This window comes from Pseudomonas sp. NLJ1, assembly GCF_049486705.1.
GTDB lineage: Bacteria > Pseudomonadota > Gammaproteobacteria > Pseudomonadales > Pseudomonadaceae > Aquipseudomonas > Aquipseudomonas inefficax.
In genome coordinates this window covers 40,778-66,657 of the sequence record NZ_CP137735.1, presented here as the reverse complement: position 1 = coordinate 66,657, position 25,880 = coordinate 40,778, and the positions used below count along the sequence as shown (strand labels likewise).

General features: G+C 64.4%; 24 protein-coding genes and 1 pseudogene. 4 read left to right on the top strand and 21 right to left on the bottom strand.

Features of this window, described 5'->3' with window-relative positions; translation table 11 throughout:
• Positions 1–60: 60 nt before the first annotated feature.
• The 15 genes and pseudogenes from eco to R9B85_RS00265 all read right to left on the bottom strand — a co-directional run bounded on the left by eco (position 61) and on the right by R9B85_RS00265 (position 13,896).
• Entirely contained in the window at positions 61–540 is a 480-nt protein-coding gene (eco, locus tag R9B85_RS00335) for a serine protease inhibitor ecotin (RefSeq protein ID WP_112253393.1), read from the bottom strand.
• Positions 541–595: 55 nt separating this feature from the next.
• Positions 596–1,366 (bottom strand): 3-hydroxybutyrate dehydrogenase, encoded by a 771-nt coding sequence (gene hbdH, locus R9B85_RS00330; RefSeq protein ID WP_112253394.1) that lies wholly within the window; start codon positions 1,364–1,366, stop codon positions 596–598.
• Between the two features lie 10 nt (positions 1,367–1,376).
• Positions 1,377–2,768, bottom strand: coding sequence for a GntP family permease (locus R9B85_RS00325; RefSeq protein WP_112253395.1), 1,392 nt, complete (start codon positions 2,766–2,768; stop codon positions 1,377–1,379).
• A gap of 268 nt (positions 2,769–3,036) precedes the next feature.
• Positions 3,037–4,419 (bottom strand): sigma-54 interaction domain-containing protein, encoded by a 1,383-nt coding sequence (locus R9B85_RS00320; RefSeq protein WP_207877857.1) that lies wholly within the window; start codon positions 4,417–4,419, stop codon positions 3,037–3,039.
• Positions 4,420–4,559: 140 nt separating this feature from the next.
• Complete coding sequence (locus tag R9B85_RS00315) at positions 4,560–5,576, bottom strand: ABC transporter permease (protein WP_112253397.1); 1,017 nt, start codon at positions 5,574–5,576, stop codon at positions 4,560–4,562.
• Positions 5,576–6,634: a microcin C ABC transporter permease YejB gene (locus R9B85_RS00310; protein ID WP_112253398.1), complete on the bottom strand. Its 1,059-nt coding sequence runs from the start codon at positions 6,632–6,634 to the stop codon at positions 5,576–5,578. The genes R9B85_RS00315 and R9B85_RS00310 overlap by 1 nt, the downstream gene beginning before the upstream one ends.
• Complete coding sequence (locus tag R9B85_RS00305) at positions 6,631–8,556, bottom strand: extracellular solute-binding protein (RefSeq protein WP_423770714.1); 1,926 nt, start codon at positions 8,554–8,556, stop codon at positions 6,631–6,633. The genes R9B85_RS00310 and R9B85_RS00305 overlap by 4 nt, the downstream gene beginning before the upstream one ends.
• Positions 8,557–8,569: 13 nt before the next feature.
• Positions 8,570–8,851 carry a peptidylprolyl isomerase gene (locus tag R9B85_RS00300; RefSeq protein ID WP_003248318.1) on the bottom strand — a complete coding sequence of 94 codons (282 nt, stop codon included), beginning with the start codon at positions 8,849–8,851 and terminating at the stop codon, positions 8,570–8,572.
• Positions 8,852–8,931: 80 nt separating this feature from the next.
• Complete coding sequence (locus R9B85_RS00295) at positions 8,932–9,987, bottom strand: 3-deoxy-7-phosphoheptulonate synthase (RefSeq protein ID WP_207877851.1); 1,056 nt, start codon at positions 9,985–9,987, stop codon at positions 8,932–8,934.
• Between the two features lie 554 nt (positions 9,988–10,541).
• Positions 10,542–11,093, bottom strand: coding sequence for a YbhB/YbcL family Raf kinase inhibitor-like protein (locus tag R9B85_RS00290; protein WP_207877849.1), 552 nt, complete (start codon positions 11,091–11,093; stop codon positions 10,542–10,544).
• A 48-nt stretch (positions 11,094–11,141) separates the two neighbouring features.
• Positions 11,142–11,450, bottom strand: coding sequence for a hypothetical protein (locus R9B85_RS00285; RefSeq protein ID WP_112253401.1), 309 nt, complete (start codon positions 11,448–11,450; stop codon positions 11,142–11,144).
• A 160-nt stretch (positions 11,451–11,610) separates the two neighbouring features.
• On the bottom strand, positions 11,611–12,576 hold the full coding sequence (locus tag R9B85_RS00280; protein WP_207877847.1) for an endonuclease: 966 nt from the start codon (positions 12,574–12,576) through the stop codon (positions 11,611–11,613).
• A gap of 14 nt (positions 12,577–12,590) precedes the next feature.
• Positions 12,591–12,974, bottom strand: a complete 384-nt coding sequence (locus tag R9B85_RS00275; RefSeq protein ID WP_112253403.1) for a hypothetical protein — start codon at positions 12,972–12,974, stop codon at positions 12,591–12,593.
• A gap of 121 nt (positions 12,975–13,095) precedes the next feature.
• Positions 13,096–13,235, bottom strand: a pseudogene (locus R9B85_RS00270) (BamA/TamA family outer membrane protein); the annotation flags it as partial.
• 193 nt (positions 13,236–13,428) lie between these two features.
• Positions 13,429–13,896, bottom strand: coding sequence for an Lrp/AsnC family transcriptional regulator (locus R9B85_RS00265; protein ID WP_112253404.1), 468 nt, complete (start codon positions 13,894–13,896; stop codon positions 13,429–13,431).
• Between the two features lie 166 nt (positions 13,897–14,062).
• On the opposite strand from R9B85_RS00265, the gene R9B85_RS00260 reads away from it, so the two are divergent.
• The 4 genes from R9B85_RS00260 to R9B85_RS00245 all read left to right on the top strand — a co-directional run bounded on the left by R9B85_RS00260 (position 14,063) and on the right by R9B85_RS00245 (position 19,482).
• Positions 14,063–15,313: a Zn-dependent hydrolase gene (locus R9B85_RS00260; RefSeq protein WP_112253405.1), complete on the top strand. Its 1,251-nt coding sequence runs from the start codon at positions 14,063–14,065 to the stop codon at positions 15,311–15,313.
• Positions 15,314–15,392: 79 nt separating this feature from the next.
• The gene (locus R9B85_RS00255) at positions 15,393–16,604 is read left to right on the top strand and encodes a diaminopropionate ammonia-lyase (RefSeq protein WP_112253406.1); all 1,212 of its coding nucleotides are present in this window, start codon (positions 15,393–15,395) and stop codon (positions 16,602–16,604) included.
• A 68-nt stretch (positions 16,605–16,672) separates the two neighbouring features.
• Positions 16,673–18,301 (top strand): APC family permease, encoded by a 1,629-nt coding sequence (locus tag R9B85_RS00250; RefSeq protein ID WP_252379267.1) that lies wholly within the window; start codon positions 16,673–16,675, stop codon positions 18,299–18,301.
• Positions 18,302–18,315: 14 nt separating this feature from the next.
• Positions 18,316–19,482 carry a M20 aminoacylase family protein gene (locus R9B85_RS00245; RefSeq protein WP_112253408.1) on the top strand — a complete coding sequence of 389 codons (1,167 nt, stop codon included), beginning with the start codon at positions 18,316–18,318 and terminating at the stop codon, positions 19,480–19,482.
• A gap of 209 nt (positions 19,483–19,691) precedes the next feature.
• On the opposite strand, the gene R9B85_RS00240 is transcribed toward R9B85_RS00245, so the two are convergent.
• The 6 genes from R9B85_RS00240 to R9B85_RS00215 all read right to left on the bottom strand — a co-directional run bounded on the left by R9B85_RS00240 (position 19,692) and on the right by R9B85_RS00215 (position 25,643).
• Positions 19,692–20,876 (bottom strand): MFS transporter, encoded by a 1,185-nt coding sequence (locus R9B85_RS00240; protein ID WP_112253410.1) that lies wholly within the window; start codon positions 20,874–20,876, stop codon positions 19,692–19,694.
• Positions 20,877–21,115: 239 nt separating this feature from the next.
• Positions 21,116–21,586, bottom strand: a complete 471-nt coding sequence (locus R9B85_RS00235) for an Lrp/AsnC family transcriptional regulator (RefSeq protein ID WP_046614108.1) — start codon at positions 21,584–21,586, stop codon at positions 21,116–21,118.
• A gap of 20 nt (positions 21,587–21,606) precedes the next feature.
• A complete protein-coding gene (locus tag R9B85_RS00230; protein WP_112253411.1) occupies positions 21,607–22,902 on the bottom strand; it encodes an NAD(P)/FAD-dependent oxidoreductase in 1,296 nt (431 codons plus the stop codon).
• Positions 22,903–22,999: 97 nt separating this feature from the next.
• Complete coding sequence (locus R9B85_RS00225; protein ID WP_112253412.1) at positions 23,000–23,839, bottom strand: ABC transporter substrate-binding protein; 840 nt, start codon at positions 23,837–23,839, stop codon at positions 23,000–23,002.
• A 58-nt stretch (positions 23,840–23,897) separates the two neighbouring features.
• Positions 23,898–24,662: an amino acid ABC transporter ATP-binding protein gene (locus R9B85_RS00220; RefSeq protein ID WP_112253413.1), complete on the bottom strand. Its 765-nt coding sequence runs from the start codon at positions 24,660–24,662 to the stop codon at positions 23,898–23,900.
• A gap of 15 nt (positions 24,663–24,677) precedes the next feature.
• The gene (locus R9B85_RS00215; RefSeq protein ID WP_112253414.1) at positions 24,678–25,643 is read right to left on the bottom strand and encodes an amino acid ABC transporter permease; all 966 of its coding nucleotides are present in this window, start codon (positions 25,641–25,643) and stop codon (positions 24,678–24,680) included.
• Between the last annotated feature and the right edge of the window lie 237 nt (positions 25,644–25,880).

Sequence of the window (25,880 nt, the reverse complement as noted above, 5' to 3'; positions counted from 1 at the left end):
CACAAGGCCGCTCCTACAAGAATCGCGAACGGCTCTGCGCGGCACAGAATGCCGCGCCGTTTACTCTACTTTAGCCTTTTGCACGTCCTGCGACGCGGTCCAGACGCGATAGCGCACTTCGACATCCTTGGGCACATACACCACCACCGGCAGCTTGCTGTTGTAGCGCAGCATGAAGCCTTCACCGACCACCGGCACGAAGGCCTCGGTCTTCTTGCCATCGGGGCAGGCCATCAGTGTGCTGGCCGGGCCGCTGACCTTGTCCAGGCGGTAGTAGCTGTAGCCCCAGCCTTCCAGGGTACGTTCCTCCAGGCTGCCGCCCAGGCGCTGGCGATTGCAGTCCACCTTCAGGGTCTTGCCGGCGAGGATTTCCAGTTGATAGGCCGATTCATCAGCCTGGGCCGGCAGGTGGATGACCTGCCGGATGAAGCCTTTTTCCGCCTCGGGGTAGGGCGCGACGTCCTTCAGGCTGGCTGCCATCGCGGGTGCGGCGGCAGCCAGGGTCAGGGCCAGGATCGCGGTCATCGGGGTTGGGCGCATAGGGCCTCCTTGCAGATAAACGAATGCAAGACCGTCGCCAGGCCCAGGCCGCCCGTCACTGGGCCAACCAGCCACCATCGACGTTCCAGGCGGCACCGCGAACCTGGCTACCGGCCTCGCTGCACAGGAATAGTACCAGCTCACCCAGGTGTTCGGGGGTGACGAAGGCCAGCGATGGCTGTTTTTCTGCCAGCAGATCGTGCTGTGCTTGCAGCGGATCGCCACCGTTGGCAGCACGATCGTCGATCTGCTTCTGCACCAGCGGGGTCAACACCCAGCCAGGGCAGATGGCATTGCAGGTGACGTTGCTGGTGGCGGTTTCCAGGCCTACCACCTTGGTCAGGCCGACCACGCCGTGCTTGGCCGCCACATAGGCCGCCTTGCCGGTGGAGCCGACCAGGCCATGCACCGAGGCGATGTTGATGATGCGCCCCCAGTTGCGCGCGCGCATGCCGGGCAGGGCCAGGCGCGTACCGTGGAACACGGCCGACAGGTTGAGGGCGATGATCTTGTCCCAGCTCTCCAGCGGAAACTGCTCCACCGGCGCCACGTGCTGGATCCCGGCGTTGTTGACCAGGATGTCGACGCCGCCGAACTCGCGCTCGGCCAGGGCGAACAGCGCTTCGATCTGGGCCACGTCCGACAGGTCGGCCGGGTGATGGACTGCCTTCCCCCCGTGCCGGGCGATCTCGGCCAGCGCCGGGGCTGGGTCGCCGAAGCCGTTGAGCACGATGTTGGCGCCTGCGCGGGCCAGCACCTGGGCAATGCCCAGGCCAATGCCGCTGGTGGAACCGGTGACGAGTGCGGTCTTGCCTTTGAGGGTCATGCAAAGCTCCTTAGACGATGCCGGTGGCGTAGAACGTGGCAATGACCACGAACACCGCCAGGGTCTTGATCAGGGTAATACCGAAAATGTCCTTGTAGGCCTCGCGGTGGGTCAGCCCGGTCACGGCCAGCAGGGTGATGACCGCACCGTTGTGTGGCAGGGTGTCCATGCCACCGCTGGCCATCGCGGCCACCCGGTGCAGCACTTCGAGCGGGATGTTGGCGGCGTTGGCGGCGGCGATGAAGCTGTCGCCCATGGCCGCCAGGGCGATGCTCATGCCGCCCGAGGCCGAGCCGGTGATACCAGCCAGCAGGGTCACAGTGATGGCTTCGTTGACCAGTGGGTTGGGGATGCCGCGCAGGGCGTCGGCCAATACCAGAAAGCCCGGCAGCGATGCGATCACCGCGCCAAAACCGTATTCCGAGGCGGTGTTCATGGCCGCCAGCAAGGCACCGCCCACGGCGCTCTTGGTGCCTTCGGCCAGGCGGGTACGGATGGCGCCGAAGGCACACACCAGCACCATCAGGATGCCCACCAGCAACGCCGCCTGCACAGCCCAGATGGCCGTGAGCTTGGCCACATCGCTTTGCACCGGCGTGCTCATGCCGGGCAGTTGCAGGCTGTGGCTGGGGCCATACCATTGCGGGATCCAGTGGGTGAACAGCAAGTTCATCACCCCCACCAGCAGCAGCGGCGACAGGGCCAGCCACGGGTTGGGCAGCGCCAGGTCGGCAGCGGTTTCCGGTTCGTTGCGCAAGTCGCTGCCATAGCCTTCGCCGGCGCGCTGGGCCTTGTTGCGCTGGCGCTGCAGGTAGGCCATGCCGGCGCAGAACACGAACAGCGTGCCGATCAGGCCCAGCCAGGGCGCGGCCCAGGCGGTGGTGTTGAAGAAGGTGCTGGGGATGATGTTCTGGATCTGCGGTGTGCCGGGCAAGGCGTCCATGGTGAACGAGAAGGCGCCCAGGGCAATGGTTGCCGGGATCAGGCGCTTGGGGATGTTGCTCTGGCGGAACATTTCGGCGGCGAACGGGTACACCGCGAACACCACCACGAACAGCGACACGCCGCCGTAGGTGAGCAGGGCACAGACCAGCACGATAACCAGCATCGCCTGGCGGGTGCCGAGCACGCGAATGGCGGCAGCGACGATCGAGCGCGAGAAGCCGGACAGTTCGATCAGTTTGCCGAACACGGCCCCCAGCAGGAACACCGGGAAGTAGAGCTTGATGAAACCGACCATTTTCTCCATGAACACCCCGGTGAATGCGGGGGCCACGGCGGACGGGTCGGTGAGCAGTACCGCACCGAGGGCGGCGATGGGGGCGAAGAGGATTACGCTGTAGCCGCGGTAGGCAGCCAGCATCAGCAGGGCCAGAGCGGCGAGGGCGATGAGCACGGTCATCGGGTGGGTCTCCTGGGTGAGTCTTGTTTTTATCGGTGAGCAGGAGATAGCGGGAATCGTGCCAGTTTTTAACTTGTTGATTTATATGGGTATTTTGTTTTTTTCTGATTTTTTGTCTCTGTTTTGAGATTTCGGGGCCGCTTTGCGGCCCATCGCGACACAAGGCCGCTCCTACAAGTGCACCGCGATCTCCTGTAGGAGCGGCCTTGTGTCGCGATCGAGGGCGAAGCCCTCGCGGCAATCTCAAAACGGAAACATAAGTCTCCAATTAGAGACCGAGCGCTACCATCTTCTTGTACAGCGTCGAGCGCCCGAGGCCTAACGCCGATGCAGCTTCCGGCACATTTCCCCCATGTTCGGCCAGTGCCCCGGCAATCAGCTCGCGCTCAAATGCCTCACAGGCCTCACGGTAAGTCTGCCGCACAGGTTCACCCGCCACCGGGCTTAACGGCCCCAATGCCGCCCGTAGATCCGCCACCCCCAGCCGCGGCTGATCCGCCAGCAGCGTGGCCCGCTCCAGCACATTGCGCAGTTCGCGAATGTTCCCCGGCCATGCATGCCGCGCCAATAGCTGCTGCGCTTCGGCCTCAAGCTCATACTGGCTGCCCAGTTCGCCCAGGATGGCCTCGCACAGCGCCGGCAGGTCTTCCAGCCGCTGCCGCAGGGGCGGCACCTCGATCGGCAGCACATTCAGCCGGTAATACAGGTCGGCGCGGAATGCCCCGCGGGCGATGGCCGCCTGCAGGTCCATGGAGGTGGCGGCAATGATGCGCACATCACTGCGCAGCATCTGGTTCGAGCCTACCGGCTCGTACTCCTTCTCCTGCAACACCCGCAGCAGCTTGCTCTGCAGGGCCAGCGGCATGTCGCCGATCTCGTCGAGGAACAGCGTGCCGCCTTCGGCCAGCTGCAGCTTGCCGCTGCGGCCCTTGCGGTCGGCGCCGGTAAAGGCGCCGGGGGCGGTGCCGAAGAACTCGGCTTCCAGCAGTGTCTCGGGAATTGCCGCACTGTTGATGCTGACAAACGCCTTGTGGGCCCGCGCCGACGCCGCATGGATGGCATGGGCCAGCAGCTCCTTGCCGGTGCCGGTTTCGCCCAGCAGCAACACCGGCGAATCACTGCTTGCACCACGCCGGGCGCGGCGCTTGGCCTCCAGGCTGGTGGCGCTACTGCCGACAAACTGGGCGAAGCTGTACTTGGCCTGGCGGGCGCGCAACTGCGAGCGGGTCGAGGCCAGTTCCTGCTGCATGCTGGAGTAGCGCTTGAGCAGCGGCGACAGGCTGCGCAACTCATCGAACAGGGCAAAGCCGATGGCGCCGATCAGCGCACCCTGGTCGTCGTGGATGGGCAGGCGCATTACCACCAGCGGCTCGTTCGGGGTGTCGAGCATGTCCAGCAGGATCGGCCGACCATTGCTCACCACCTCGCGCATCAGGCTGCCCGGGATCACCGCCTCGCACGGCTGGCCGATGGCACTGGCGGCGTCGGCCAGGCCAAAGCGCCGGGCGTAGCGTTCGTTCATCCAGACGATGCGCGCCTGGCGGTCGACGATCACCGTGCCTTCGCTGGACTGTTCGATGATCTCGAACAGCGAGCGAATGGCCAGTTGCCGTACCTGGGGGTAGTCCTTGAGGCTGTCGCTGTCGTGCATGGGTAGAAATCCTGAAATCTGTAAAAGCAGGGCCGGCCTCTTCGCGGGCTTGCCCGCTCCCACAGGGTCACCACAAATCCTGAGGACTGCGGGGTACCTGTGGGAGCGGGCAAGCCCGCGAAGAGGCCAGACCTGAAAACCTATCCCCTGGGGTCGAACGCCTCGCGCAAGGCATCCCCGATAAACACCAGCAGCGACAGGATCACCGCCAGCGCAAAGAACGCGGTAAAGCCCAGCCATGGCGCCTCCAGGTGCTGTTTGCCCTGGGTCACCAGCTCACCCAGCGAAGCACTCCCGGCCGGCATGCCGAAACCGAGAAAATCCAGTGCAGTCAGGGTGGTGATCGCCCCGGTCAGCATGAACGGCACATAGGTCAGCGTTGCGTTCATGGCATTGGGCAGGATGTGCCGCAGCATCACCTGGCTGTCTGGCAACCCCAGCGCCCTTGCGGCCTTCACGTACTCCAGGTTGCGACCGCGCAGGAACTCGGCGCGTACCACATCGACCAGGGTCAGCCAGGAGAACAGCGCCATGATCCCCAGCAGCCACCAGAAGTCCGGCTCGACGAAGCCGCTGAGGATGATCAGCAGGTACAGCACCGGCAACCCCGACCACACTTCCAGCAGGCGCTGGCCGACCAGATCGACCCAGCCGCCGTGATAGCCTTGCAGGGCACCGGCCACCACCCCGATCAGCACGCTGACCACGGTCAGGGCGAAGGCGAACAGCAAGGATACCCGCATGCCATACAGCACCCGGGCCAGCACGTCGCGGCCCTGGTCGTCGGTGCCCAGCCAGTTGCTTGCGCTCGGCGGGCTGGGGGTGGGCACCTGCAGGTCGTAGTTGGGGGTATCGGCGCTGAACGGGATCGGTGCGAACAGCATCCAGCCATCTTGCTGCTCGATCAGCTGGCGTACGTAGGCGCTGCGGTAATCAGGCTGGAACGGCAGCTGGCCGCCGAACTGCTGCTCGGTGTAGCGCTTGAGCGCCGGCACGTACAGGTCGCCCTTGTAGCCCAGCAGCAGCGGTTTGTCGTTGGCCACCAGCTCGGCACACAGGCTCAGCAGCAGCAGGGCGGCGAACAGCCACAGCGAAACCCAGCCAAGGCGGTTGCGGCGAAAGCGTTGCAGGCGGCGACGCGAGATCGGCGAAAGCATCAGTGTGCCCTCGTGTCGAAGTCGATACGCGGGTCGAGCAGGGTGTACGACAGGTCACCGATCAGGCGGATCAGCAGGCCCGCCAGGGTGAAGATGAACAGCGTGCCGAACACCACCGGGTAATCCCGCGACACGGCCGCCTCGTAACTCATGCGGCCCAGGCCATCGAGCGAGAAGATCACCTCGATCAGCAACGAGCCGGCGAAGAACACCGTGATCAACGCCTGCGGCAACCCGGCCACCACCAGCAGCATGGCATTGCGCAGCACGTGGCCATACAGCACCCGGCGCTCGCTCAGGCCCTTGGCGCGGGCGGTAACCACGTATTGCCGGGAAATCTCGTCGAGGAAGGCGTTCTTGGTCAGCAGCGTCAGGGTGGCGAAGCCGCCGATCACCAGGGCGCCGACCGGCAGCACCAGGTGCCAGAAGTAGTCGGCGACCTTGCCCAGCAGGCTGAGCTCGTCGAAGTTGTCCGAGACCAGGCCGCGCACCGGGAACCAGCTGAGCGAGGTGCCGCCGGCGAACAGCACGATCAGCAACAGGGCGAACAGGAACGAGGGCAGGGCATAGCCGACCACGATCAGCGCGCTGCTCCAGGCATCGAAGCGGCTGCCATGGCGCACCGCCTTGCGGATGCCCAGCGGGATCGACACCAGGTAGGTGATCAGCGTGGCCCAGAAGCCCAGCGACAGGGTGACCGGCAACTTGTCGAGGATCAGGTCGGTGACCTTGGCGCCGCGGAAGAAGCTGTTGCCGAAGTCCAGCCGGGCGTACTGGCCCAGCATCAACCACAGGCGCTCGGGGGCGGACTTGTCGAAGCCGTACTGGCGCTTGATTTCCTCGATCAGTTTCGGGTCCAGGCCACGGGTGGCTCGTGACTCGCCGTGCACCACCTCGGCCCGGGCACCAGGAGCGCCGCCGCCGATGCCTTGCAGGCGTGCCACCGCCTGTTCCACCGGGCCGCCCGGTGCAGCCTGGACTATGGCGAAGTTGACCAGCAGGATCGCCAGCAGGGTCGGGATGATCAGCAACAGGCGGCGCAGGATGTAGGTGGTCATGGCGAGGACTTCCGGCGTTCGGCCATTTGCGCGTTGGTCAGCGCGGTGGGGCTGACTTCCCACCAGGTGTCCAGGCCTTCGTCATAGGCAGCCTGGACCTTGGGCAGGCCGAAGCGGTTCCACCAGGCGGTGGAGCTGCCGGGTGGGTAGTAGTTGGGGATCCAGTAGTAGTTCCATTGCAGCACCCGGTCCAGGGCATGGGCGTGGTGCAGCATGTCGGCCTGGCTGTCGGCGCGCACCAGGCCGTCGATCAGGTGGTCCACGGCGGGGTCCTGCAGCACCATCAGGTTGTTCGAACCAGGGTCGTGGGCTGCTGCCGAGCCAAAATAGTTGTACAGCTCGGCGCCGGGCGACAGGGTGACCGGGTAGCCGGTCACGATCATGTCGTAGTCACGTGCCATCAGGCGGTTGACGTACTGGGCCGAATCGACGTTGCGGATGTCCAGTGTCACGCCAATCTGTGCCAGGTTGCGCTTCCACGGCAGCAACAGGCGCTCCATGCCTGCCTGGCCGTTGAGGAAGGTGAACGCCAGCGGCGTGCCCTGGCTGTTTACCAGGCGGTCGCCCTCGGGGCGCCAGCCGGCTTGTTCGAGCAGCGCCAGTGCCTCCAGCTGTTGCTTGCGGACGATCCCCGAGCCATCGGTGACCGGGGCGGTGAACACGGTACTGAAGACTTCGTCCGGCACCTTGCCGCGCAAAGGTTCGAGCAGTTTCAACTCGCCGGCATCCGGCAGTTGGCGGGCAGCCAGCGGGGTATTGGAGAACACGCTCTGCTGGCGGATGTACATGTTGCGCATCATCTGCCGGTTGCTCCATTCGTAGTCCCACAGCATGCCCAGCGCCTGGCGCACGCGGCGGTCCTTGAACTGCGGCCGGTCGAGGTTGAACACGAAGCCCTGGGCCACCTGCGGTTTGGCCGGGCCCAGGTGGGCGCGCTGCAGGCGCCCGTCGTCCAGTTGCGCGCCGTTGTAGCCCAGGGTGTAGGCGGTGGCGGAGAATTCGCGGTTGTAATCGTAGCCGCCGCCCTTGAGCACCTGTCGCGCCACTTCGGTATCACCGAAGTACTCGATGCGCAGCTTGGCGAAATTGTAGCGGCCACGGCTGACCGGAAGATTGCGCGCCCACCAGTTGGCGTCGCGCTCGAAGGTGATGCTGCGGCCGTTGTCGATGCGCCCGATACGGTACGGCCCGCTGCCGACCGGCTTGTCGAAGCCGGCGCCGTTGGCGAAATCGCGCTGCTGCCAGTCGTGCTCGGGCAGTACCGGCAGGCTGGCGAGGTCCAGCGGCAGGGTGCGGCCGTGGTCGGGCTTGAAGTCGAAGCGCACGCTGTGCGGGCTTTCCACGATAACGGCGGCAACATCGGCGAACTGGGTGCGGTACTTGAGGCTGCCCTTGCTCATCAGCAGCTCGAAGGTAAAGCGTACGTCCTCGGCGCGCACTGGCTTGCCATCGGCGAATGTGGCGCGCGGGTCGATCTCGAACCGCAACCAGGCATCCTCCGGACCGCGCTCCATGCGCCGGGCGATCAGGCCGTAGACGGTGTAGGGTTCATCGAACGAGCGCACCGCCAGTGGTGCGTACAGCAGGCCATCGACCTCGCTGACACCGATGCCTTTGTCGATGTACGGCAGAATATGGTCGAACTGGCCGATCTCGATGGCCGAACGGCGCAGGATGCCACCTTTGGGGGCGTCGGGGTTGACGTAGTCGAAATGCTGGAAGCTGGCGTTGTAGCGGGGGGCTTCGCCGTAGACTGTGAGGGCGTGGGTGGAGGCGGCGTCGGCGTTGACGCCAATGCAAAGCAAAAACAGCCAACACAAGACCTGTGGGAGCGGGTTTACCCGCGAATGCGTCCGTCCATGCAACGCCGTTGCCTGATCAGGCGCATTCGCGGGTAAACCCGCTCCCACAAGGGATTTCATCGGCTGCGCGGACTTAGTCCTGGCGGCTGGTCACTTCCAGCAAGTGGTAGCCGAACTGGGTCTTCACCGGGCCTTGCACGGTATTGACCGGGGCGCTGAACACCACGGTATCGAATTCCTTGACCATCTGGCCTGGGCCGAACGAGCCCAGGTCACCGCCCTGGCGGCTGGACGGGCAGGTGGAGTTGGCTTTGGCGATTTCAGCGAAGTCGGCGCCTGCTTCGATCTGGGCTTTCAGTTCGTTGCATTTGTCTTCGCTGCTGACCAGGATGTGGCGGGCGGTTGCACGGGCCATGGATACTGCTCCTTGGGGTAAAAAAGGCAAGCCTAGCGCACTTGTCCGGGGTATGTCTCGCCAGGCTTGCAACCCGCTGCCTAGAGTTTTTGTGCCGCCTCGCGCAACAGGGTTTCGGTCGAGGCCCAGCCCAGGCAACCGTCGGTGATCGACACGCCGTATTTCAGCGCGCCCTTGCCCAGCACCTGGCAGCCGTCGAACAGGTGCCCTTCGATCATCACCCCGACGATCGAGCGGTCGCCAGCCAGGCGCTGCTCCAGCACATCGTTGAATACCGCCGGCTGGCGCGCCGGGTCCTTGCCGCTGTTGGCATGGCTGCAATCGACCATGATCCGCGCCTGCAACCCGGCCTTGGCCAGCGCCTGCCGGGCCATGGCGATGCTGTCGGCGTCAAAGTTCGGGCCCTTGTGGCCGCCGCGCAGCACCAGGTGGGTGTCCGCGTTGCCCAAGGTCTCGATGATGGCCGGGTAGCCTTGCGCATCCATGCCGAAGTGGCGGTGCGGATGGGCGGCGCTGCGCATGGCGTCGCTGGCGATGGCGATGCCACCGTCGGTGCCGTTCTTGAAGCCGACCGGCAACTCCAGGCCACTGACCATTTCGCGGTGGATTTGCGACTCGGTAGTGCGCGCACCAATCGCGGCCCAGGCCAGAAGGTCATCGAAGTAGCCGGCGGCCATTGGCTGCAGCAATTCGGTGGCGACCGGCAGGCCGCGTTCGATCATGTTCAGCATCAGCCCGCGGGACAGGGCGATGCCGGCGTGCATGTCGTCGCTGCCATCGAGGTGCGGGTCGTAGGCCAGGCCTTTCCAGCCGACCGTGGTGCGGGGTTTTTCGACGTAGGCGCGCATCACCAACAGCAGCTTGTCGTCGACTTCGCGGCTGAGGGCGGCCAGGCGGTCGGCGTATTCCAGGGCCGAGCGCGGGTCGTGGATCGAGCACGGGCCAACGATCACCAGCAGGCGCTGGTCGCGGCCTTCGAGGATGTCGCGGATGGCCTGGCGGTGGGCATGGACTTGCTGGGTAAGTTCGCTCGACAGCGGCATTTGCTGCTTGAGCAGGTGCGGGCTGGGCAGGCGCTGGCTGACGGTGGTGTTGGCTGCTTGCGGCTGGGTCAGGGCGAGGCTGGAAGCTTGCATGGCGTTTTTCCCTGGGCGGACGGCGGGTTCTGGCCCGCGTGGTCGGCCCTATCGAGGTGTTCGACAGATCGTTGAATTCGTATTGGTTGCTGCATTGCCACCTGTGCAAGACCGAACGGAGGCGGCAGGCTGGCCCGAACGGGATTGGCTAAATCGCCAGGCGAAGGTGTTGGCGTAGTAATAGGTGGCGTAGTTCATGAATCTGTCCTCAATGTGAATCGGTGTTGTTCAAAGGCCTGAAAAGCAAAACCCCCGGTCGGGGAGCCGACCGGGGGTTTGAGTATTCTCATGTTCGGCGGCCCCTCGAAGGTGGGCGCCGTGTGGGTATCGGCGCCTAGTGGCTAAACCAATACCCGAAGTAATAGCTGGCAGGTGCCACGCAGCCGGCAACGGCCAGCACAGGGCGCAGGGTGCGACCGGTGTGGTTGGCGTGGTTGCGGGTGTGTTTCGGCATGTTGCTCTCCAGTGAATGAGCCCGAGCTTACTTCAGTTCGGCTGAGCCATTCAATGGATAAATGCTATGGCGGTGATCAATTGTTCCTGTACCGCTTGGTTCAATGGCCATAGCGCCCGACCAGGCTCTGCGCCCCTAGCGCGTGGCCTTGCAGCAGTTGCAGCAGGCCGCTGCGGTCCAGGCCTTCGGGCAGGGTGCCCAATGGCAGGTCGGTGGCAATCAGCGTCAGCGCGTAGTGGTGCGGGTTGTCGCCGGCGGGTGGGCAGGGGCCTCGGTAGCTGAGCGTGCCCCGCGAATTGCGCCCCACCGTCACCCCTTGCCCGGTCAGCCCTGCGACGCCTTCCTTCAGCCCATCCTGGGCCGGGTCGATGTTGTAGGCGAGCCAGTGAACCACGCCAATACCTTTGCCGCCGTCTGGGTCGAACATGATCAGTGCCAGCGACTGGGTGCCTGCGGGGAGGTTTTCCCAGCTCAGTTGCGGAGTGCGCTCTTCACCAGCACCGCAGGCCGGGTCCGGGCCAACCTGTTGCAAGGCGATCACGCCACCATCGGTGAAAGAAGATGAGCTGATCGACAGCGCGCCCTGGCCGCCGGCGACGGCCAAGGCGCTGCATGGCAGCAGGGCGGTGAGCAGCCAGGTTTTGAGGTTCATGGTGAATCCTCGGCAGGGCGTTCCGGCGCAGTGTAGCCCAGGCCGGCCTCAATGGCTGTCCTGGTCCTCGGCGGTGCCCCCCGAATGCCCGGCGCCGGAGCCGGTGGCTTCGCCGGTGCTGTTGGAGCCGCCAGCGGCGCCGTCGGCAGCATCGCTGTTGCTGCCGGTGTCGCTGCTGTCGTTGGCTTTGCTGCTGCCAGGGCTGTTGACGCTGCTGTCTTCACCGGCGGTCTTGCCACCCTGCTGGTCGGTTTGCGGGCGGCTATCGGTGTCTGTGTCGGTTGCGGCGAAGCTGGTGCCAGTGACGCTGGCCAGGGCGAGGGCAAGGCACAGAGAGAAGGGGCGAATGCGGATCATGGAACGTCTCCTTAGCGGATGATCTGTCATTCGTTGGGCTGGAGGCGGGAGGTGGGGTGCCGTCTGGGCGACGGGTGGTCATCCCAGGGGGTTGCCGTGCAGCCCGCTCGCGACGCAAGGCCGATTGCAAAGGGGGCCGCGCAGGCCCCGAACAAAGCGATCAGCGGCAGTTGCCCGCCTTGCGATAACCCGCTGCCTGCGCCTCACCCTCGGTGGCGAAGGTGACTTGGTTCTTCGCGGTAACCTGGGTATAGCCCGGGCAGCCGACGGAAAGGTGATAGACGTGGCTGTTGCGGTTGCCAAGCACCGCCCCCACCGACCCAGTACTGGCCAGGCTCGGCTTGGCCTCAGGCTTGGCGGCCTTCGCCGGCACCGCCTGCACCACACCGCCGCCGACCGGCTTGTAGTTGGCAGTCCATTTGCGTTCCCCGGTCACGAAGGGGTTGGCATGCCCCATGATCGCGGCAATGCGCCGGTTACGCTCCTTCTCCCAAGCCGAAACCGGGTGCTGTTTGTCCCAGGCCATCAGCAACTGCTGCTGTTGGCGCGACATGCTCAGCTTGTAACGGTCGTACATGTAGAAGGTGGTGCGGGCGACCAGGCCTTTCACTTCGTCACGTGGTTCGGCAGCACGCTGCACGAAGTCGACCTTGGTGGAGCACTGGCCGTATTGCCCTGCATTGCCGGCAACCATGCCGTAGTTGAAATTGCTGCGGTCGCCGTTGACCTCGCCCACAGCCGGGTACAGGTTGAACAGGTCGGCCTCCATGGCGCGGAACACCGGGTCGTCATCCACGCAATGCTCGCGGCCACCGTTCTTCCAGCACTGGCGCTGGTTGCCGAAGGTATGGGCCGGCACGATGTGTTCCCATTCGGTGCGTTCGGCGCGGTTCTGCTGCTTGCGGGTCTGGTAGCCGCATGATGCAGCATCGATACGCCCGCCAGACTTGCCCACCCAGGCCCATTTGCAACCGCAGTACAGGTCGCCCATGGCACTGCTGGCCTGGTCCATGTACACCTTCTGCTTGGCCACCACCTTGGCTTCGGTGAAGGTCGCCGGTGGGCTGGCAAGGGCGGGTAGGGTAAAGGAAAACAGTAAGGATACGGCGTAAAGCAGTGATTTCATGGGAAAAACATATTTCAGGTTGGGGCATGCATTGTAATCATTTCTTTGGGGCTGGCCAGCTCGCTGATCCACACCAGTGGGCGGCGCGGGTCGTCGCTGCCCATGCTGCTGAACGTGGCCGAGTCGAGCATGGCCTTGAGTTGGGTGGCCATGCGCAGCAGGCGCTCGATGAAGCCGGTGCCGACGGCGCCGGTGTCCTCCAGGGAAACACCGCTCTGGTTGTGCTGGATTGCCAGGTGGTAGTGGCTGACCCCGGCACCGTTGCTACTACCGCCCAGTACCACGGTGAAGCGCGGGCCGAGCAGCCCGGCCAGGCGCTGCTGGACCAGGTCGAGTAGCGCGACCGGGACTTCGTCGGGGCGCAGTGAAGTGGGGAAGCATGGTGTGAAGGGTGGCATGGGCATGTCCTGCTGGGCGGGGTACGAGTCCTGGCCAGCTTAAGCAAGGTCACTGTCAACTTGGGTTAAGCAGGAGTAAAAGCGGGTAATGCTCAACGCCTGCGCGTTACGGCATCAGGGATTAGAAGGTCTGCCCCAGCGAGAACCGATGATCTGGGTTTCTGCCCCGTCCGGCTTCTTCAGCGGTGCCGCCAGGCTGAAACTCAACGGCCCCATTGGGCTGTACCAGGTCACGCCAACCCCCAGCGACACGGCCATCTGTGCCAGTCCACGCTGCCGCAGGCAAACTCTGCGTGAGCAAGGCCGCTCCAAGGGAACTGCACTTATTGAATTAGCAGGGCCCCTGTGGGAGCGGCTTTAGCCGCGAACACCGGCGCAGCCGGTGCCATGCACTGCGTTGGATTCTTCGCGGCTAAAGCCGCTCCCACAGGGGATCGCAATCGCAATAAAGGCTTCAAGGCGTGAGGGTCGGCACGAACATGCCCGTCTTCACATTGCTCATCGACACCAGCGTCTTGAAGCGCTTGACGTTGTTGCTCTCGAAGAACAGTTCGCGCGTCAGCTGGGTGTACTGCTCCATGTGGCGCACCAGCATGATCAGCACGAAATCGCATTCCCCGGCCACGTAGTAGCACTGCTGCACCTGCGGGCAGGCGAGGAAGGTGCGTTTCATCTCGTCCAGCAGGTCCAGCCGCTCGTTCTCCACTTCAACCTCGGTGATCACCGTCAGCGTGTACCCAAGCTGCTCCGGGTTCACCTGTGCCACCGTGCCACGGATCACGCCGTCGGCCGCCAGCTTCTTCAACCGCCGATTGACCGCAGCCGAGGACAGGTTGACCTGCGCACCGAGGTCCAGCTGTGAAGTACCAGCGTCGCGCTGCATGGCATCGAGCAGGGCCAGGTCGAAGTGATCGAGGGGCATGAAGGGGCCTCTGTAGGTAAACAGCGGTAAACGCCGGGAATGCGTAATAAAAGTGCGTGCGAAGGCCAAAAATCAAGCTTTTCGTACATGGTGAGCGAATAGAATTCTCCCATGAACAAAAACAACCTGTAGAGCCTAGGCTTTGCACCCCTGGGAGAAACGGTTGATGAATGCGAGTACCCCACTGCAACTGAACGGCGCTTTGCTGCTGCAGCAGATCCGTGCACTCGGCCAGGTAGGCGCTGACGCCACCCACGGCGGGCGTACCCGGATTGCCCTGAGCGATGCCGAAAAGGCCGGGCGCGACCTGCTGGTCGGTTGGATGCGCGAACTTGACCTCGACGTGCAGGTCGACCGCATCGGCAACATTTTCGGTACTTTGCGCGCTGCCGCCGACAGCGGTGAGCAACGCCCCCTGATGATGGGTTCGCACATCGATACCGTCACCAACGCCGGAGCCCTGGATGGCTGCTATGGCGTGCTGGCCGGGTTGGCGGTGATTCGGGCCTACCGTGATGCCGGGCGCTTGCCTGAGCGTTCGATCACGGTCGGCGCATTCACCAATGAAGAGGGTGTGCGCTACCAGCCCGACATGATGGGCTCACTGGTATATGCCGGCGGCCTGCCCTTGCAGCAGGCGCTGGACACCCTTGGCACCGACGGTACGCGGCTTGGCGATGAACTGGCGCGCATCGGCTATGCCGGCACGCTGGAGCCTGGCGCCATCGTGCCGCATGAATACCTCGAACTGCATATCGAGCAGGGGCCGATCCTCGACGCCGAGAACACCCTGATTGGCGTGGTCGAGAACCTGCAGGGCATTTCCTGGCAGCAAGTAGAGGTGAAAGGGCACGCCAACCATGCCGGCACCACGCCGACCCACCTGCGTCATGACGCAGGCTTCGTCGCCAGTGCCATCGTTGCCGAGTTGCGCGCCATGGCCGTGGATTCCGGCACGACCCTGGCCACGGTGGGCTGCATGCAGTTCGAGCCGAACGTGATCAACGTCATCCCGCGCAAGGCCACCTTCACCGTCGACCTGCGCGACCCCGACGAAACTTGCCTGGCTTACGCCGAAAACCGCCTGAGCCAATACCTGGAGGCGCTCGCCGAGCGTGAAGGGGTGACCATTACCACCGAACGCCTGGTGCGGTTCGAACCGGTGATCTTCGACGCAGGCTTGGCCGATGCCATAGAAGCCTCGGCGCAGCGTTTCGGCTTCAGCCACCGACGCATGACCTCTGGCGCCGGCCACGACGCGCAAATGATCGCCCGCATTGCCCCCGCCGCGATGATCTTCGTGCCCAGCCAGGGTGGCATCAGCCACAACCCGCGCGAGCATACCGACGACGCACAACTGATCCAGGGCGCCCAGGTGCTGCTGGATGTGGTCAGCCGTCGCCTGACCCACCCCTGATCCCCACTGTAATGCCCCGCCCGCTGAAGCCTGGTTTCAGCGGCATGGGCTTCCTGTTGCCTGCAGAAAGGAGTACCGCATGTTTGTTTCCAACCCCAAGGCTGGCCGCCGGCCTTACCCGCAAGCGTTGCAAGAGGTGATGAGCATTGCCAGGGCTGAAGAAAGCCGCCAGTGGCTGGCCGGCTGGGCGCGCTTGAACGCTGGCGCTACGCCGCTGTACACCCTGCCTGACCTGGCCGCCGAGCTGGGTGTTGCCCAGGTGTCGGTGAAGGACGAATCGGTGCGCTCGGAGCTGGGCAGTTTCAAGGCCCTGGGCGCGCCGATTGCCCTGGTTCGGCTGATCCGGCGTACCTTCCCCGCGCAGCAGTTCGACCCGCGTGGCTTGCTGGAAGGCCAGTACGCCGACCTGCTGGCGCAGTTCACCGTGGTCAGCGCCACCGATGGCAACCATGGCAAGGGCCTGGCGGCCGCCGCGCAAAGCATCGGCTGCCGCTGCGTGATCGTGCTGCATGCCAACGTCAGCATCGAGCGCGAACAGGCGATTGCGGCCTATGGCGCACAGATCGTGCGCATTGCCGGCAATTACGACGCGTCGGTCGAGCATGCTGCGGAGCTGGCGACCAGCAACGGCTGGACCGTGGTTTCCGATACCTCCTATGAAGGCTACGAAGTGATCCCGCGTGACGTGATGCAGGGCTACGGCACCATCGCCGCGGAAATCATCGAAGCCACTGCCGGGCAACCGCCGTTCACCCACGTGTTCCTGCAGGGCGGGGTGGGCGGCCTGGCGGCCGGTATCGTCAGCTACCTGTGGGAGCACTACGGCGCACAGCGCCCGCTGTTGGTCATGGTCGAACCGGAGCAGGCGGACTGCCTGTACCAGAGCGCCTTGCTCGGCAAGCCGGCCAGGGCGACCGGCTCGGTGGACTCGGTAATGGCAGGCCTGGCGTGCGGCGAGACATCGCCGCTGGCCTGGCGCTTCCTGGAGCCGAGCGTCGATTACTTCATGACCATCAGCGATGACCAAGCTGTCGCCGCCATGCGCCGTCTGGCGGTTGGCAGCGCTCGCGACATTCCGCTGGTGGCTGGTGAGTCCGGCGTCGCCGGCCTGGCCGGGCTTGCCCGCCTGGTAACGGATGCTGGCGCAGCTGCCGACCTGGATATCGACGGCAACGCCCGCATCCTCTTCATCAATACCGAAGGCGCCACCGCCCCCGGCGTATATGCCGACCTGCTGGGCGAGTCGGCCAGCTCGGTACTGGCCCGCCAGCAAGCCTGGGTACGTACCTGATCCACCCCTGAGGGCCGGTATTACCGGCCCTCCGTCAGCTCCACACAAGAAAAACAAGCGGAGATTCCATGAACAAACTCAAACGTGACATCAGCCCTTGGTCGCTGATGCTGACCGGCCTTGGCTCCATCATCGGTTCAGGCTGGCTGTTCGGCGCCTGGCATGCATCGGCCATCGCCGGGCCGGCGGCGATCCTGGCCTGGGTCATCGGTGCGGTGGTGGTGCTGGCGATTGCCCTGACCTATGCGGAAATGGGCGCGATGTTCCCTGAGTCCGGCGGCATGGTGCGTTATGCGCGCTATTCCCACGGCTCGCTGGTGGGCTTCCTGGCGGCCTGGGCCAACTGGATCTCCATTGTGTCGGTGATCCCCATCGAAGCGATCGCCTCGATCCAGTACATGGCCTCCTGGCCATTCCCGTGGGCCCAGGCGCTGGTGCACCACGGCGAATTGACCCATGGTGGGCTGCTGGCCAGTGCGGGTCTGGTGCTGGTGTACTTCGGCCTGAACTACTGGGGCGTGAAGCTGTTCGTCAAGACCAACACCGCAATTACCGTGTTCAAGCTGGTGGTGCCTGCGCTGACCTCCGTCGCGCTGATCTCGACCCAGTTCAATTCACAGAACTTCGGCGACGGCTCGGTTGCCAGCTTCGCACCATATGGCTGGTCTGCAGTGTTCACTGCAGTGGCCGCCAGCGGTATCGTGTTCAGCTACAACGGCTTCCAGAGCCCGGTCAGTTTGGCCGGCGAGGCGCGCAACCCCGGGCGCAGCATCCCGTTCGCGCTGGTCGGCTCGGTGCTCATCGCGCTGGTGGTCTACGTGATGTTGCAGGTGGCCTTCATCGGGGCCTTGAGCCCGGCGAGCATCGCTGCGGGCTGGCACAACCTGAACTTCGATTCGCCCTTGGCGCAACTGGCACTGGCGCTGAACCTGAACTGGCTGGCCATGCTGCTGTACCTGGATGCCTTCGTCAGCCCTTCGGGTACCGGCTCCATCTACACCGCCACCACTGCGCGCATGATCTATGCGATGGAGAAGAACAACACCCTGCCGAAAATCTTCGGCAACCTGCACCCGCTGTATGGCGTGCCGCGCCAGGCGATGTGGCTGAACCTGGCGGTGAGTTTCATCTTCCTGTTCTTCTTCCGTGGCTGGGGCGTACTGGCGGCGGTGATCTCGGTGGCCGTGGTGATTTCGTTCCTGACCGGGCCGATCAGCCTGATGTCGCTGCGCGCTACCGCGCCGGAAATCCACCGCCCGCTGCGCCTGAAGGGCATGGGCATCATTGCGCCATTTGCCTTCATCTGTGCCTCACTGGTGCTGTATTGGGCCCGTTGGCCGCTGACTGGCCAGGTGATCCTCCTGGTGATCGGCGCCTTGCCTATCTATTTCTACTACCAGGCCAAAGCCGGCTGGGCGGGGTTCGCTCGCGAGCTGCGCGCCGCTGCCTGGCTGATCGGCTATCTCCCGGCGATTGCCCTGGTGTCGTGGCTGGGCAGCGAGGCGTTCGGCGGTATCGGCCTGCTGCCAGAGGGCCTGGACATGGTCGTGGTGAGCGCAGTTGCCTTCGCGTTCTACCGCCTGGGTGTGGGCAGCGGCTACCGCACGCCTTACCTGAGCGAAAGCGTCATCTGGCACGGCCAAGCGCCTGCGGATGAACCCCAACCTTCCGGTCAACGCCCGACGTTGGCTCAGTAACAGGAGCTTCAAGCATGAGCAACGACCTTGCATTCGAACTGCGCCTCAAGCACTGGCGGCACGCGTTTCACCGGCACCCGGAAACCGGCTTTGAAGAGTTCGACACCGCCGAACAGGTCGCCAGCATCCTCGCCAGCCTTGGCTTGGAGGTGCACCGTGGCATCGGTGGCACCGGCCTGGTTGCCAGCCTCACTGTCGGTGACGGCCCAGGCGTGATCGGCCTGCGTGCCGACATGGATGCCCTGAACATCACCGAACAGGCGCATCAACGGCCGCATGCGTCCTGCAACCACGGCAAGATGCACGCCTGTGGCCACGACGGGCACATGGCGATGGTGCTGGGTGCCGCAGACCTGCTGTGCCGCGAGCGTAACTTCAACGGTACCGTGCGTTTCGTGTTCCAGCCGGCCGAGGAGCATGGGCGGGGGGCCAAGGCGATGATGGCCGATGGGTTGTTCGAGCGCTTCCCGGTCGATGCCCTGTATGGCGCGCACAATATGCCGGGCATGCCGGCCGGCCATATCGCCACGAGGCCCGGTGGGATCATGGCCAGCGAGGACAACTTCGTCATTCACATCCAGGGCAAGGGCACCCATGCCGCCCGGCCGCACATGGGTATCGACCCGATGGTGATCGGCGCCGAGATCGTGCTGGCCTTGCAGACCATTGTCGCGCGCAATGTCGACCCGAGCCTGTCGGCAGTGGTTTCCTGCACCGAGTTCATCACTGATGGCATCCGCAATGCGATACCGACCCATGTCACGATCAAGGGTGACACCCGCAGCTACAGCCCAGAGGTGCAGCGCCTTCTGGAAAAGCGCATGCGCGAGATCAGCGAGGGCATCTGCCACCTGCACGGTGCAACCTGCCGGTTCGAGTACAGCCACGAGTTTGCGCCGACGGTGAACTGGGCGGCGAACACGGAAATTGCCGTGGCGGCGGCGCGCAATGTGGTGGGGGCGCAGGCGGTGAATGCCGAAGTGATGCCGATGATGATTTCCGAGGACTTCGGTGCGTTCCTGCAGCAGGTGCCGGGCAACTTCGTGTTCATCGGCAATGGTGCCGAGGGCGAGGCGGGGGCTACGCCGTTGCACAACGCTTCGTATGATTTCAACGATGCGATCCTGGCAACCGGGGCCCGTTATTTTGCCGAGGTGGCCAGGGTCAGCCTGCCGCGTTGATGCCTGCTGCGATGCGGTGCGATCCCCAGGATTGACGCGTTCTTCTGTAGGAGCGGCCTTGTGTCGCGAAAGGGCTGCAAAGCAGCCCAGGGTTTCAGCGTCACGGATTGCCGGGGCTGCTTTGCAGCCCTTTCGCGACACAAGGCCGCTCCTACAAGGAATCGTGCCAAACCAGAGAGAGGCGCCAGTATCAAGCGAAAAGCCGGGCCTTAGTGCCCACCCTTCATCCGCCGTGCCACCAGGTAGATCCCCAGCCCGACCAGCGCCGTAGCCGCGCCGATGTACCCGGTGCTGGTCCAGCCCATGCCTGCGGTAATCGCCATGCCACCCAGCCACGGCCCCAGCGCATTGGCCAGGTTGAACGCCGCATGGTTCGACGCCGCCGCCAGGCTTGGCGCTTCATGGGCAATGTCCATCAGGCGGATTTGCAACGGCGCCGCCAGGGCAATCATGGTGCCGACCAGGCCAATGCCCAGCAGCAGGCTCCACAGCGCCTGGGCGGCAAAGCTGAAGAACAGCAGCACGGCAATCGACCACATCAGCACCAGCCCGACCGCGCGGAACTGCAGGCGGTCGAACAGCTTGCCACCGGCGATGTTGCCGACAATGCCACCGACGCCGAACGCCGCCAGGCCAAACGGAATCCACTGTGGCGACACCTGGGTCACCTGCAACATGGTCGGCGCCAGGTAGCTGAACACACAGAACATGCCGGCAAAGCCGATCGAGGCGATGCCCAGCGCCATCCACACCTGCGGCAGGGTGAAGGCTTGCAGTTCCTTGCGCGGGTCGCTGCGCACTTCATCGTGGCGCTGGGGTACGAAGCGCCAGACCAGGACGATGGTGCACAGGGCGATCGCGCCAACCAGCACGAACGCCGAGCGCCAGCCGAAGTACTGGCCCAGCAAGGTGGCGATCGGGTTACCGAGCAACATGGCCAGGGTCAGCCCCATCATCACCCGGGCCACGGCCCCCGCCCGCTGGTCCTTGGCCACCATGCTCGACGCCACCACCGCCGCGATGCCAAAGTAGGCGCCATGGGGCAGGCCGCTGATGAAGCGGAAGGCGACCAGGCCACCGAACGAGGGGGCGAAGGCGGTAGCCAGGTTGCCAAGGGCATACAGCGCCATCAACAACAGCAGCATGTGCTTGCGCAACAGCCGGGCGCCGATGATCGCCAGTGTCGGGGCGCCGACCATCACCCCCAGCGCATAGGCGCTGATGGCATGGCCCACCTGGGGCTCGCTCAATTGCAGGTTGCTGGCGATATCGGGCATCAGGCCCATGATGGCGAACTCGCCGGTGCCAATGGCAAAGCTGCCCAGCGCCATGGCGGCTTCCATCTTCGCGACGGTAGTTTTGCTTGGGAGAGGGGGTAATTCCTGAACTGACATCTGGATCCTTGTTGAAACATGCTGAAACGTTCAAGGCGGGATCATAGTCAATCCGTGACGGTGACGTCGAGGAAGCTGGCCGGCTTCCTGGACCTGCGGCATGAACAGCACCTGTGGGAGCGGGCATGCCCGCGAAGAATCCAGCGCGGAGGATGGCACCGGCTGCGCCGGTGTTCGCGGCGGTTCGACGCCTCGACATGCCCGCTCCCACAAGGCCCTGCACAAGCCTGGGAGGGGGGTTACAACGTCAGCTTCTTGCTGAACTTGGTCTCCATGACAATGTGCGACGCCGTATGGGTCACACCCTTGATCATGTTTATACGGGTCAGTTCGGCATTCAGTTCGCCCAAGGTATGGGTGGTCAGGTGGATGATGAAATCCATTTCGCCCGATACCGCGTACACCGCCTGCACCGACTCCATCTTGCGCAAGGTGGTCATCACGTCGGTGTAGCTCTTGTTGCTGCAGGAGGTCATGGTGAAGCAGTTGATCACCTGCTGCAGCTTGTCCTGATCGATGCGCACGCTGTAGCCGGTGATCACGCCGGCGTTTTCCAGGCGGTTGATGCGCTCCTGCACCGCCGAGCGCGACACACCCAGTTTGCGAGCCAGCGAGGCGGTGGGCTCGCGGGCATTGGCCTGCAGCAACGCCAGCAGTTGGCGGTCCTTTTCGGTAAGTTTGAACAGCGCGCCGGGGGGGAGGGCGTCCATGGCGATTCCTGGTTGTCGTTCTAGTTGTTGTACTGCGAGCGCGCTTCCTGGAAACGGTCCATCAGTTTCAGCCCGGCATACACCGCTTGTGCCGCAGCAGGCCCAAACGGTCCGCCGTTCCATTCCAGGCCATAGGCATCGAACAGGCGATAACGGTCGGTTTCGCCGCACACCGCCTCGGCGACTACCCTGGCGCCCACGGGTGCGGTGTTCATACCATGGCCCCCAAATGAAGTACAGGCCCACAACCCCGGGCCCAGAGGGCCGATGTGCGGCATTTTGTGGCGGGCGTAGCCCATCAGCCCGGACCAGGCCTTGGCGACTTTCAGGCCTTGCAACTGCGGGTACACGCTGAGGATGTCACGGGACAGCAATTGCCCCAGGCGTTGTTCGTCTTGCAGGTTGCGGGTGGTGATATGGCCCCCCCACAGCAGGCGGTCGCCCTCGACGATGCGGTAGTAGTCCGAGGCGCGACGGTTGTCGCCGATGGCGTCCGTGGTACGTATTACGTCACCCAGGCGCTCGCCCAGGTGTTCGGTGAGTACCACATAGGTAGCGATTGGCAGGAACGCCCGGCGCAGCGGGCCGAACTCGGCGCCGCCGTAGCCGCCGCAGCAGTACACCACATCGGCACAAGTGACCGCGCCGTGGGCAGTGGTCACGCGGTGATGCCCGGCCTTGCGTACTACCCGCAGCATGGGCGACTGCTCGTGGATGCGGCCGCCGGCGAGCTCGACCAGTTCGGCCAGGCCCAGGCAGTAATTCAGCGGGTGGAAGTGAAAACCATGGCTGTCGCGCAGCCCCTGGAAGTACCGGTCGGTGCGCAGGCGGCTGCGCAGTGTCGGGGTGTCCAGGTATTCCATCTCGAAACCGAAGTCACGGGCCATGCGGTCGCGGGTGCGCTGCAGGTTGTCGGCATCGTCATAGCGCACCACGCTGAGTTTGCCGGTGGTCGCGGCACAGCCTGGCAATTGGTGGCGGGCGATGGTGTCGCGTACGATATCGACGCCCTCCAGTGACAGCCGGAACAACTCCGCTGCTGTCTGCTTACCGCAGCGCCGCTCGATGGCCGACAGCCCTTCGGACCAGCCCTGCAGCACGAAGCCGCCATTGCGCCCGGAGGCGCCCCAGGCCACCCGCGCGGCTTCCAGCACTACTACCGAGCGCCCGCGCGCCAGCAGTTCCCGGGCCACGCTGAGGCCCGCCAGGCCGCCGCCGATGACGCACACGTCGGCTTGGGCTTCGCCGGCCAGGGCCGGGCGCTGCGGGGCTGGGCGCATGGTCCCGGTGTAGTAGTTGTTGCTGTAACTGGACATCGGCTGGGTCATCCTTTTGCTGGGCGTTGCGTGTCTTGCGGGCACGAGGGGGCCGCACGCCCTTCAGCGGAAGAGCGCTGGCCTGCGGGTCATGGGGTTACTGCACTTGCGTGAGGTCGGCGCCGTACCACTTCTCGGACAGCTGCTTCAGCGTACCGTCGGCCTTCATGCTGTCGATGGCCTTGGCCAGTTCGGCGTTGAAGGCGTCGTCGCCCTTGTCGGTGGCGATGGCCAGCGGTTCGTAATAGGCGGGCTTGCCCTGCACCGGGGTGATCGGGTAACCCGCCTTGATCGCACCCTTGATAGTCGGCAGCGGCGACAGGACGGCATCCAGACGGGTGCCGTTACCCATGCGCAGGTCATCCAGCGGGCCCATGCTGTCGCCGTAGGTCTGCACATCGCCCGGCTCCACGGTGTAGCTGAACGCAGGCACATTCACCGCGTCGATCTTCAGCCGGCGGTTGATGTAGTCCTCGGAGGTCGTGCCGGCCTCGACGCCGATGGTCTTGCCATTGAGGTCGGCAGCGCTGGTAACGGCGGCATCCTTGTGCACGGCGAACATGTAGGGGGTGTAGTAGTAGATGGCCGGGAAGTCGAGCACGCGGCCACGCTCGGTGGTCGGCGTCATCGAACCGACCGACAGGTCCCAGCGGCTGGCCCAGCGCCCGGCGGTGATGATGCCGTACTCGGGGGTGACGAACTCCACCTTGGTGTCCATGCGCTTGCCGATTTCGTTGGCGACATCGATGTCGAAGCCCTTGAGGGTATTGTCCTCGCCGAGGAACGACTGCGGCGGCCAGTTGGCGGCGGTGGCCACTTTCATGACCTTGCTCTGGTGAATGCGGTCCAGGGTGGCACCTGCCCAGGCAGCGCCGGTCATCAGGGCCAGGCTGCCGGCGACGGCAGTGAGTGCGAACAAGCGTGCGATTGGGTTCATTCGGTAAGTCTCCGGGTATGCGATTGTTGTTGTGTTGGCACAGCGGCAGACACAGGCCTCAGTGGCTGAGGATCTGCGAGAGGAACGCTTTGGCGCGCGCATGGCGCGGGTTGTCGAAGAACTCGTTGGGCGGGCCCTGTTCGATTACCTGGCCTTGGTCCATGAACAGGATGCGGTCGGCGACCCGGCGGGCGAAGCCCATCTCGTGGGTGACGCAGAGCATGGTGATGCCATCCTCGGCCAGCTCACCCATCACATCGAGTACTTCCTTGACCATTTCCGGGTCCAGCGCCGAGGTGGGTTCGTCGAACAGCATGATCCGCGGCTTCATGCACAGCGCGCGGGCAATGGCCACCCGCTGTTGCTGGCCGCCGGATAGCTGGCCGGGGAACTTGTCGGCCTGGCTGGCGATGCGCACCCGCTCGAGGTGCTCCAGGGCCAGGGCACGGGCCTGGGCCTCGCTGAGCTTGCTGACCAGGCGCGGCCCGAGCATCAGGTTTTCCAGCACGGTCAGGTGCGGGAACAGGTTGAACTGCTGGAACACCATGCCGACCTGGCGGCGAATGGCGGCTACGCTGGCGGCATCACGGTTCAGCGGGTTGCCGGCGATCAGCACCTGGCCTTTCTGGAAGTCCTCCAGCAGGTTCAGGCAGCGAATCAGTGTGGACTTGCCCGAGCCGGACGGGCCGCAGACCACCACGATCTCGCCGCTGGCGATTTCCAGGTCGATACCCTTGAGCACGTGGAACTCGCCATACCATTTCTGCAGGTCGCGGATAGACACGGCGGCCTGGGCGGCAGCGGGGGTGACTACTTGATTCATGGTGATGCTCCTCGATCAGCGGTGGGCGCGGTCGAAACGTTTTTCCAGGCGCGACTGCACGGCTTCGAGCAGGATCGACAGCACCCAGTACAGAACGGCGGCGGTAATCAGCATCTCCAGATGGCGGAACTCGGCACGGCCCTGGGTGCGGGCCAGGAACATCAGTTCCCACACGCCAATCACCGATACCAGCGAGCTGTCCTTGAGCATGGAGATGAACTGGTTGCCGGTGGGCGGGATGATCAGGCGCATCGACTGCGGCAGGATTACCCGGGTCATGGCCTGGAAGGGCGTCAGGCCAATCGCCCGCGAGGCTTCCCATTGCCCGCGCGGGATGCTGCTGATGCCGGCGCGGAAGATTTCCGTCATGTAGGCGCCGTAGCACAGCGACAAGGCCAGGATGCCTGCGGGCACTGCACCGACTACATAGCCGAGTTGGGGGATGCCGAGGTAGATCAGGTAGATCTGGATCAGCAGCGGTACACCGCGGAAAAACGAGGTGTAGAAGCTGGCGATGGCGATGGCAAAGCCGTTGGACGACAGCCGTGCGGTCGCCCCCAGCAGGGCCAGGATGAAGGCGATGGTAATGGCGATCGTGGAAACGTAGACGGTGGTGAACACCCCCTGGGTGATCATGAAGCCAACCTTGCTGGCGATGAAGCTGTAGGACAGGTCGAAGGTGTCGAAGAACAGCAGGAACAACAGCAACAGTTCGAACCAGACGGTGATGACCTGGGCCCGCAACGCAAAGCGCCCGAGGATGAACAGGTTCAGCACCAGGGTAACCGCAAGGGTACCCGCCACGGCGATGTTGCGTAGCAGCGGTGTCTGCAGGTCGAGCACGATCGGGCCCATCAGCCGGGCCAGGCTACCGTCGCCGACGCCGTAGAACAGGGCGAGCGCAAAGATGACGGCGGTGGCCAGGGCCATGAACGCCGGGTTGTCGGTCGCACGCGGTTTGACGATGTGGTCTCTGTACATGGGGGTCGTGCCTCACGGAGCTGGGCTCGTTTGTTGTTGTGAGGCCATTGTAGGGAGGCGAAGCGCAGGCAAGAACCTGACGAATTGCAACGTTTTACAGGTTTTTGCTGGTATTTGAGGCGTGCGGTGCCTGACATCTGCTACCAGCCCCCGTCAAATCGTTTGCCACCGGCGGCGCCGGTATTCGCGGCTAAAGATGCTCCCACAGGTACAGCACATTCCTCAGCTGGCGGGGAC

Bases quoted from the DNA above. Each gene is read 5' to 3' on its own strand.
- eco (WP_112253393.1), bottom strand. From the start codon at position 540: ATGCGCCCAACCCCGATGACCGCGATCCTGGCCCTGACCCTGGCTGCC.
- hbdH (WP_112253394.1), bottom strand. From the start codon at position 1,366: ATGACCCTCAAAGGCAAGACCGCACTCGTCACCGGTTCCACCAGCGGC.
- R9B85_RS00325 (WP_112253395.1), bottom strand. From the start codon at position 2,768: ATGACCGTGCTCATCGCCCTCGCCGCTCTGGCCCTGCTGATGCTGGCT.
- R9B85_RS00320 (WP_207877857.1), bottom strand. From the start codon at position 4,419: ATGCACGACAGCGACAGCCTCAAGGACTACCCCCAGGTACGGCAACTG.
- R9B85_RS00315 (WP_112253397.1), bottom strand. From the start codon at position 5,576: ATGCTTTCGCCGATCTCGCGTCGCCGCCTGCAACGCTTTCGCCGCAAC.
- R9B85_RS00310 (WP_112253398.1), bottom strand. From the start codon at position 6,634: ATGACCACCTACATCCTGCGCCGCCTGTTGCTGATCATCCCGACCCTG.
- R9B85_RS00305 (WP_423770714.1), bottom strand. From the start codon at position 8,556: ATGAAATCCCTTGTGGGAGCGGGTTTACCCGCGAATGCGCCTGATCAG.
- R9B85_RS00300 (WP_003248318.1), bottom strand. From the start codon at position 8,851: ATGGCCCGTGCAACCGCCCGCCACATCCTGGTCAGCAGCGAAGACAAA.
- R9B85_RS00295 (WP_207877851.1), bottom strand. From the start codon at position 9,987: ATGCAAGCTTCCAGCCTCGCCCTGACCCAGCCGCAAGCAGCCAACACC.
- R9B85_RS00290 (WP_207877849.1), bottom strand. From the start codon at position 11,093: ATGAACCTCAAAACCTGGCTGCTCACCGCCCTGCTGCCATGCAGCGCC.
- R9B85_RS00285 (WP_112253401.1), bottom strand. From the start codon at position 11,450: ATGATCCGCATTCGCCCCTTCTCTCTGTGCCTTGCCCTCGCCCTGGCC.
- R9B85_RS00280 (WP_207877847.1), bottom strand. From the start codon at position 12,576: ATGAAATCACTGCTTTACGCCGTATCCTTACTGTTTTCCTTTACCCTA.
- R9B85_RS00275 (WP_112253403.1), bottom strand. From the start codon at position 12,974: ATGCCACCCTTCACACCATGCTTCCCCACTTCACTGCGCCCCGACGAA.
- R9B85_RS00265 (WP_112253404.1), bottom strand. From the start codon at position 13,896: ATGCCCCTCGATCACTTCGACCTGGCCCTGCTCGATGCCATGCAGCGC.
- R9B85_RS00260 (WP_112253405.1), top strand. From the start codon at position 14,063: ATGAATGCGAGTACCCCACTGCAACTGAACGGCGCTTTGCTGCTGCAG.
- R9B85_RS00255 (WP_112253406.1), top strand. From the start codon at position 15,393: ATGTTTGTTTCCAACCCCAAGGCTGGCCGCCGGCCTTACCCGCAAGCG.
- R9B85_RS00250 (WP_252379267.1), top strand. From the start codon at position 16,673: ATGAACAAACTCAAACGTGACATCAGCCCTTGGTCGCTGATGCTGACC.
- R9B85_RS00245 (WP_112253408.1), top strand. From the start codon at position 18,316: ATGAGCAACGACCTTGCATTCGAACTGCGCCTCAAGCACTGGCGGCAC.
- R9B85_RS00240 (WP_112253410.1), bottom strand. From the start codon at position 20,876: ATGTCAGTTCAGGAATTACCCCCTCTCCCAAGCAAAACTACCGTCGCG.
- R9B85_RS00235 (WP_046614108.1), bottom strand. From the start codon at position 21,586: ATGGACGCCCTCCCCCCCGGCGCGCTGTTCAAACTTACCGAAAAGGAC.
- R9B85_RS00230 (WP_112253411.1), bottom strand. From the start codon at position 22,902: ATGTCCAGTTACAGCAACAACTACTACACCGGGACCATGCGCCCAGCC.
- R9B85_RS00225 (WP_112253412.1), bottom strand. From the start codon at position 23,839: ATGAACCCAATCGCACGCTTGTTCGCACTCACTGCCGTCGCCGGCAGC.
- R9B85_RS00220 (WP_112253413.1), bottom strand. From the start codon at position 24,662: ATGAATCAAGTAGTCACCCCCGCTGCCGCCCAGGCCGCCGTGTCTATC.
- R9B85_RS00215 (WP_112253414.1), bottom strand. From the start codon at position 25,643: ATGTACAGAGACCACATCGTCAAACCGCGTGCGACCGACAACCCGGCG.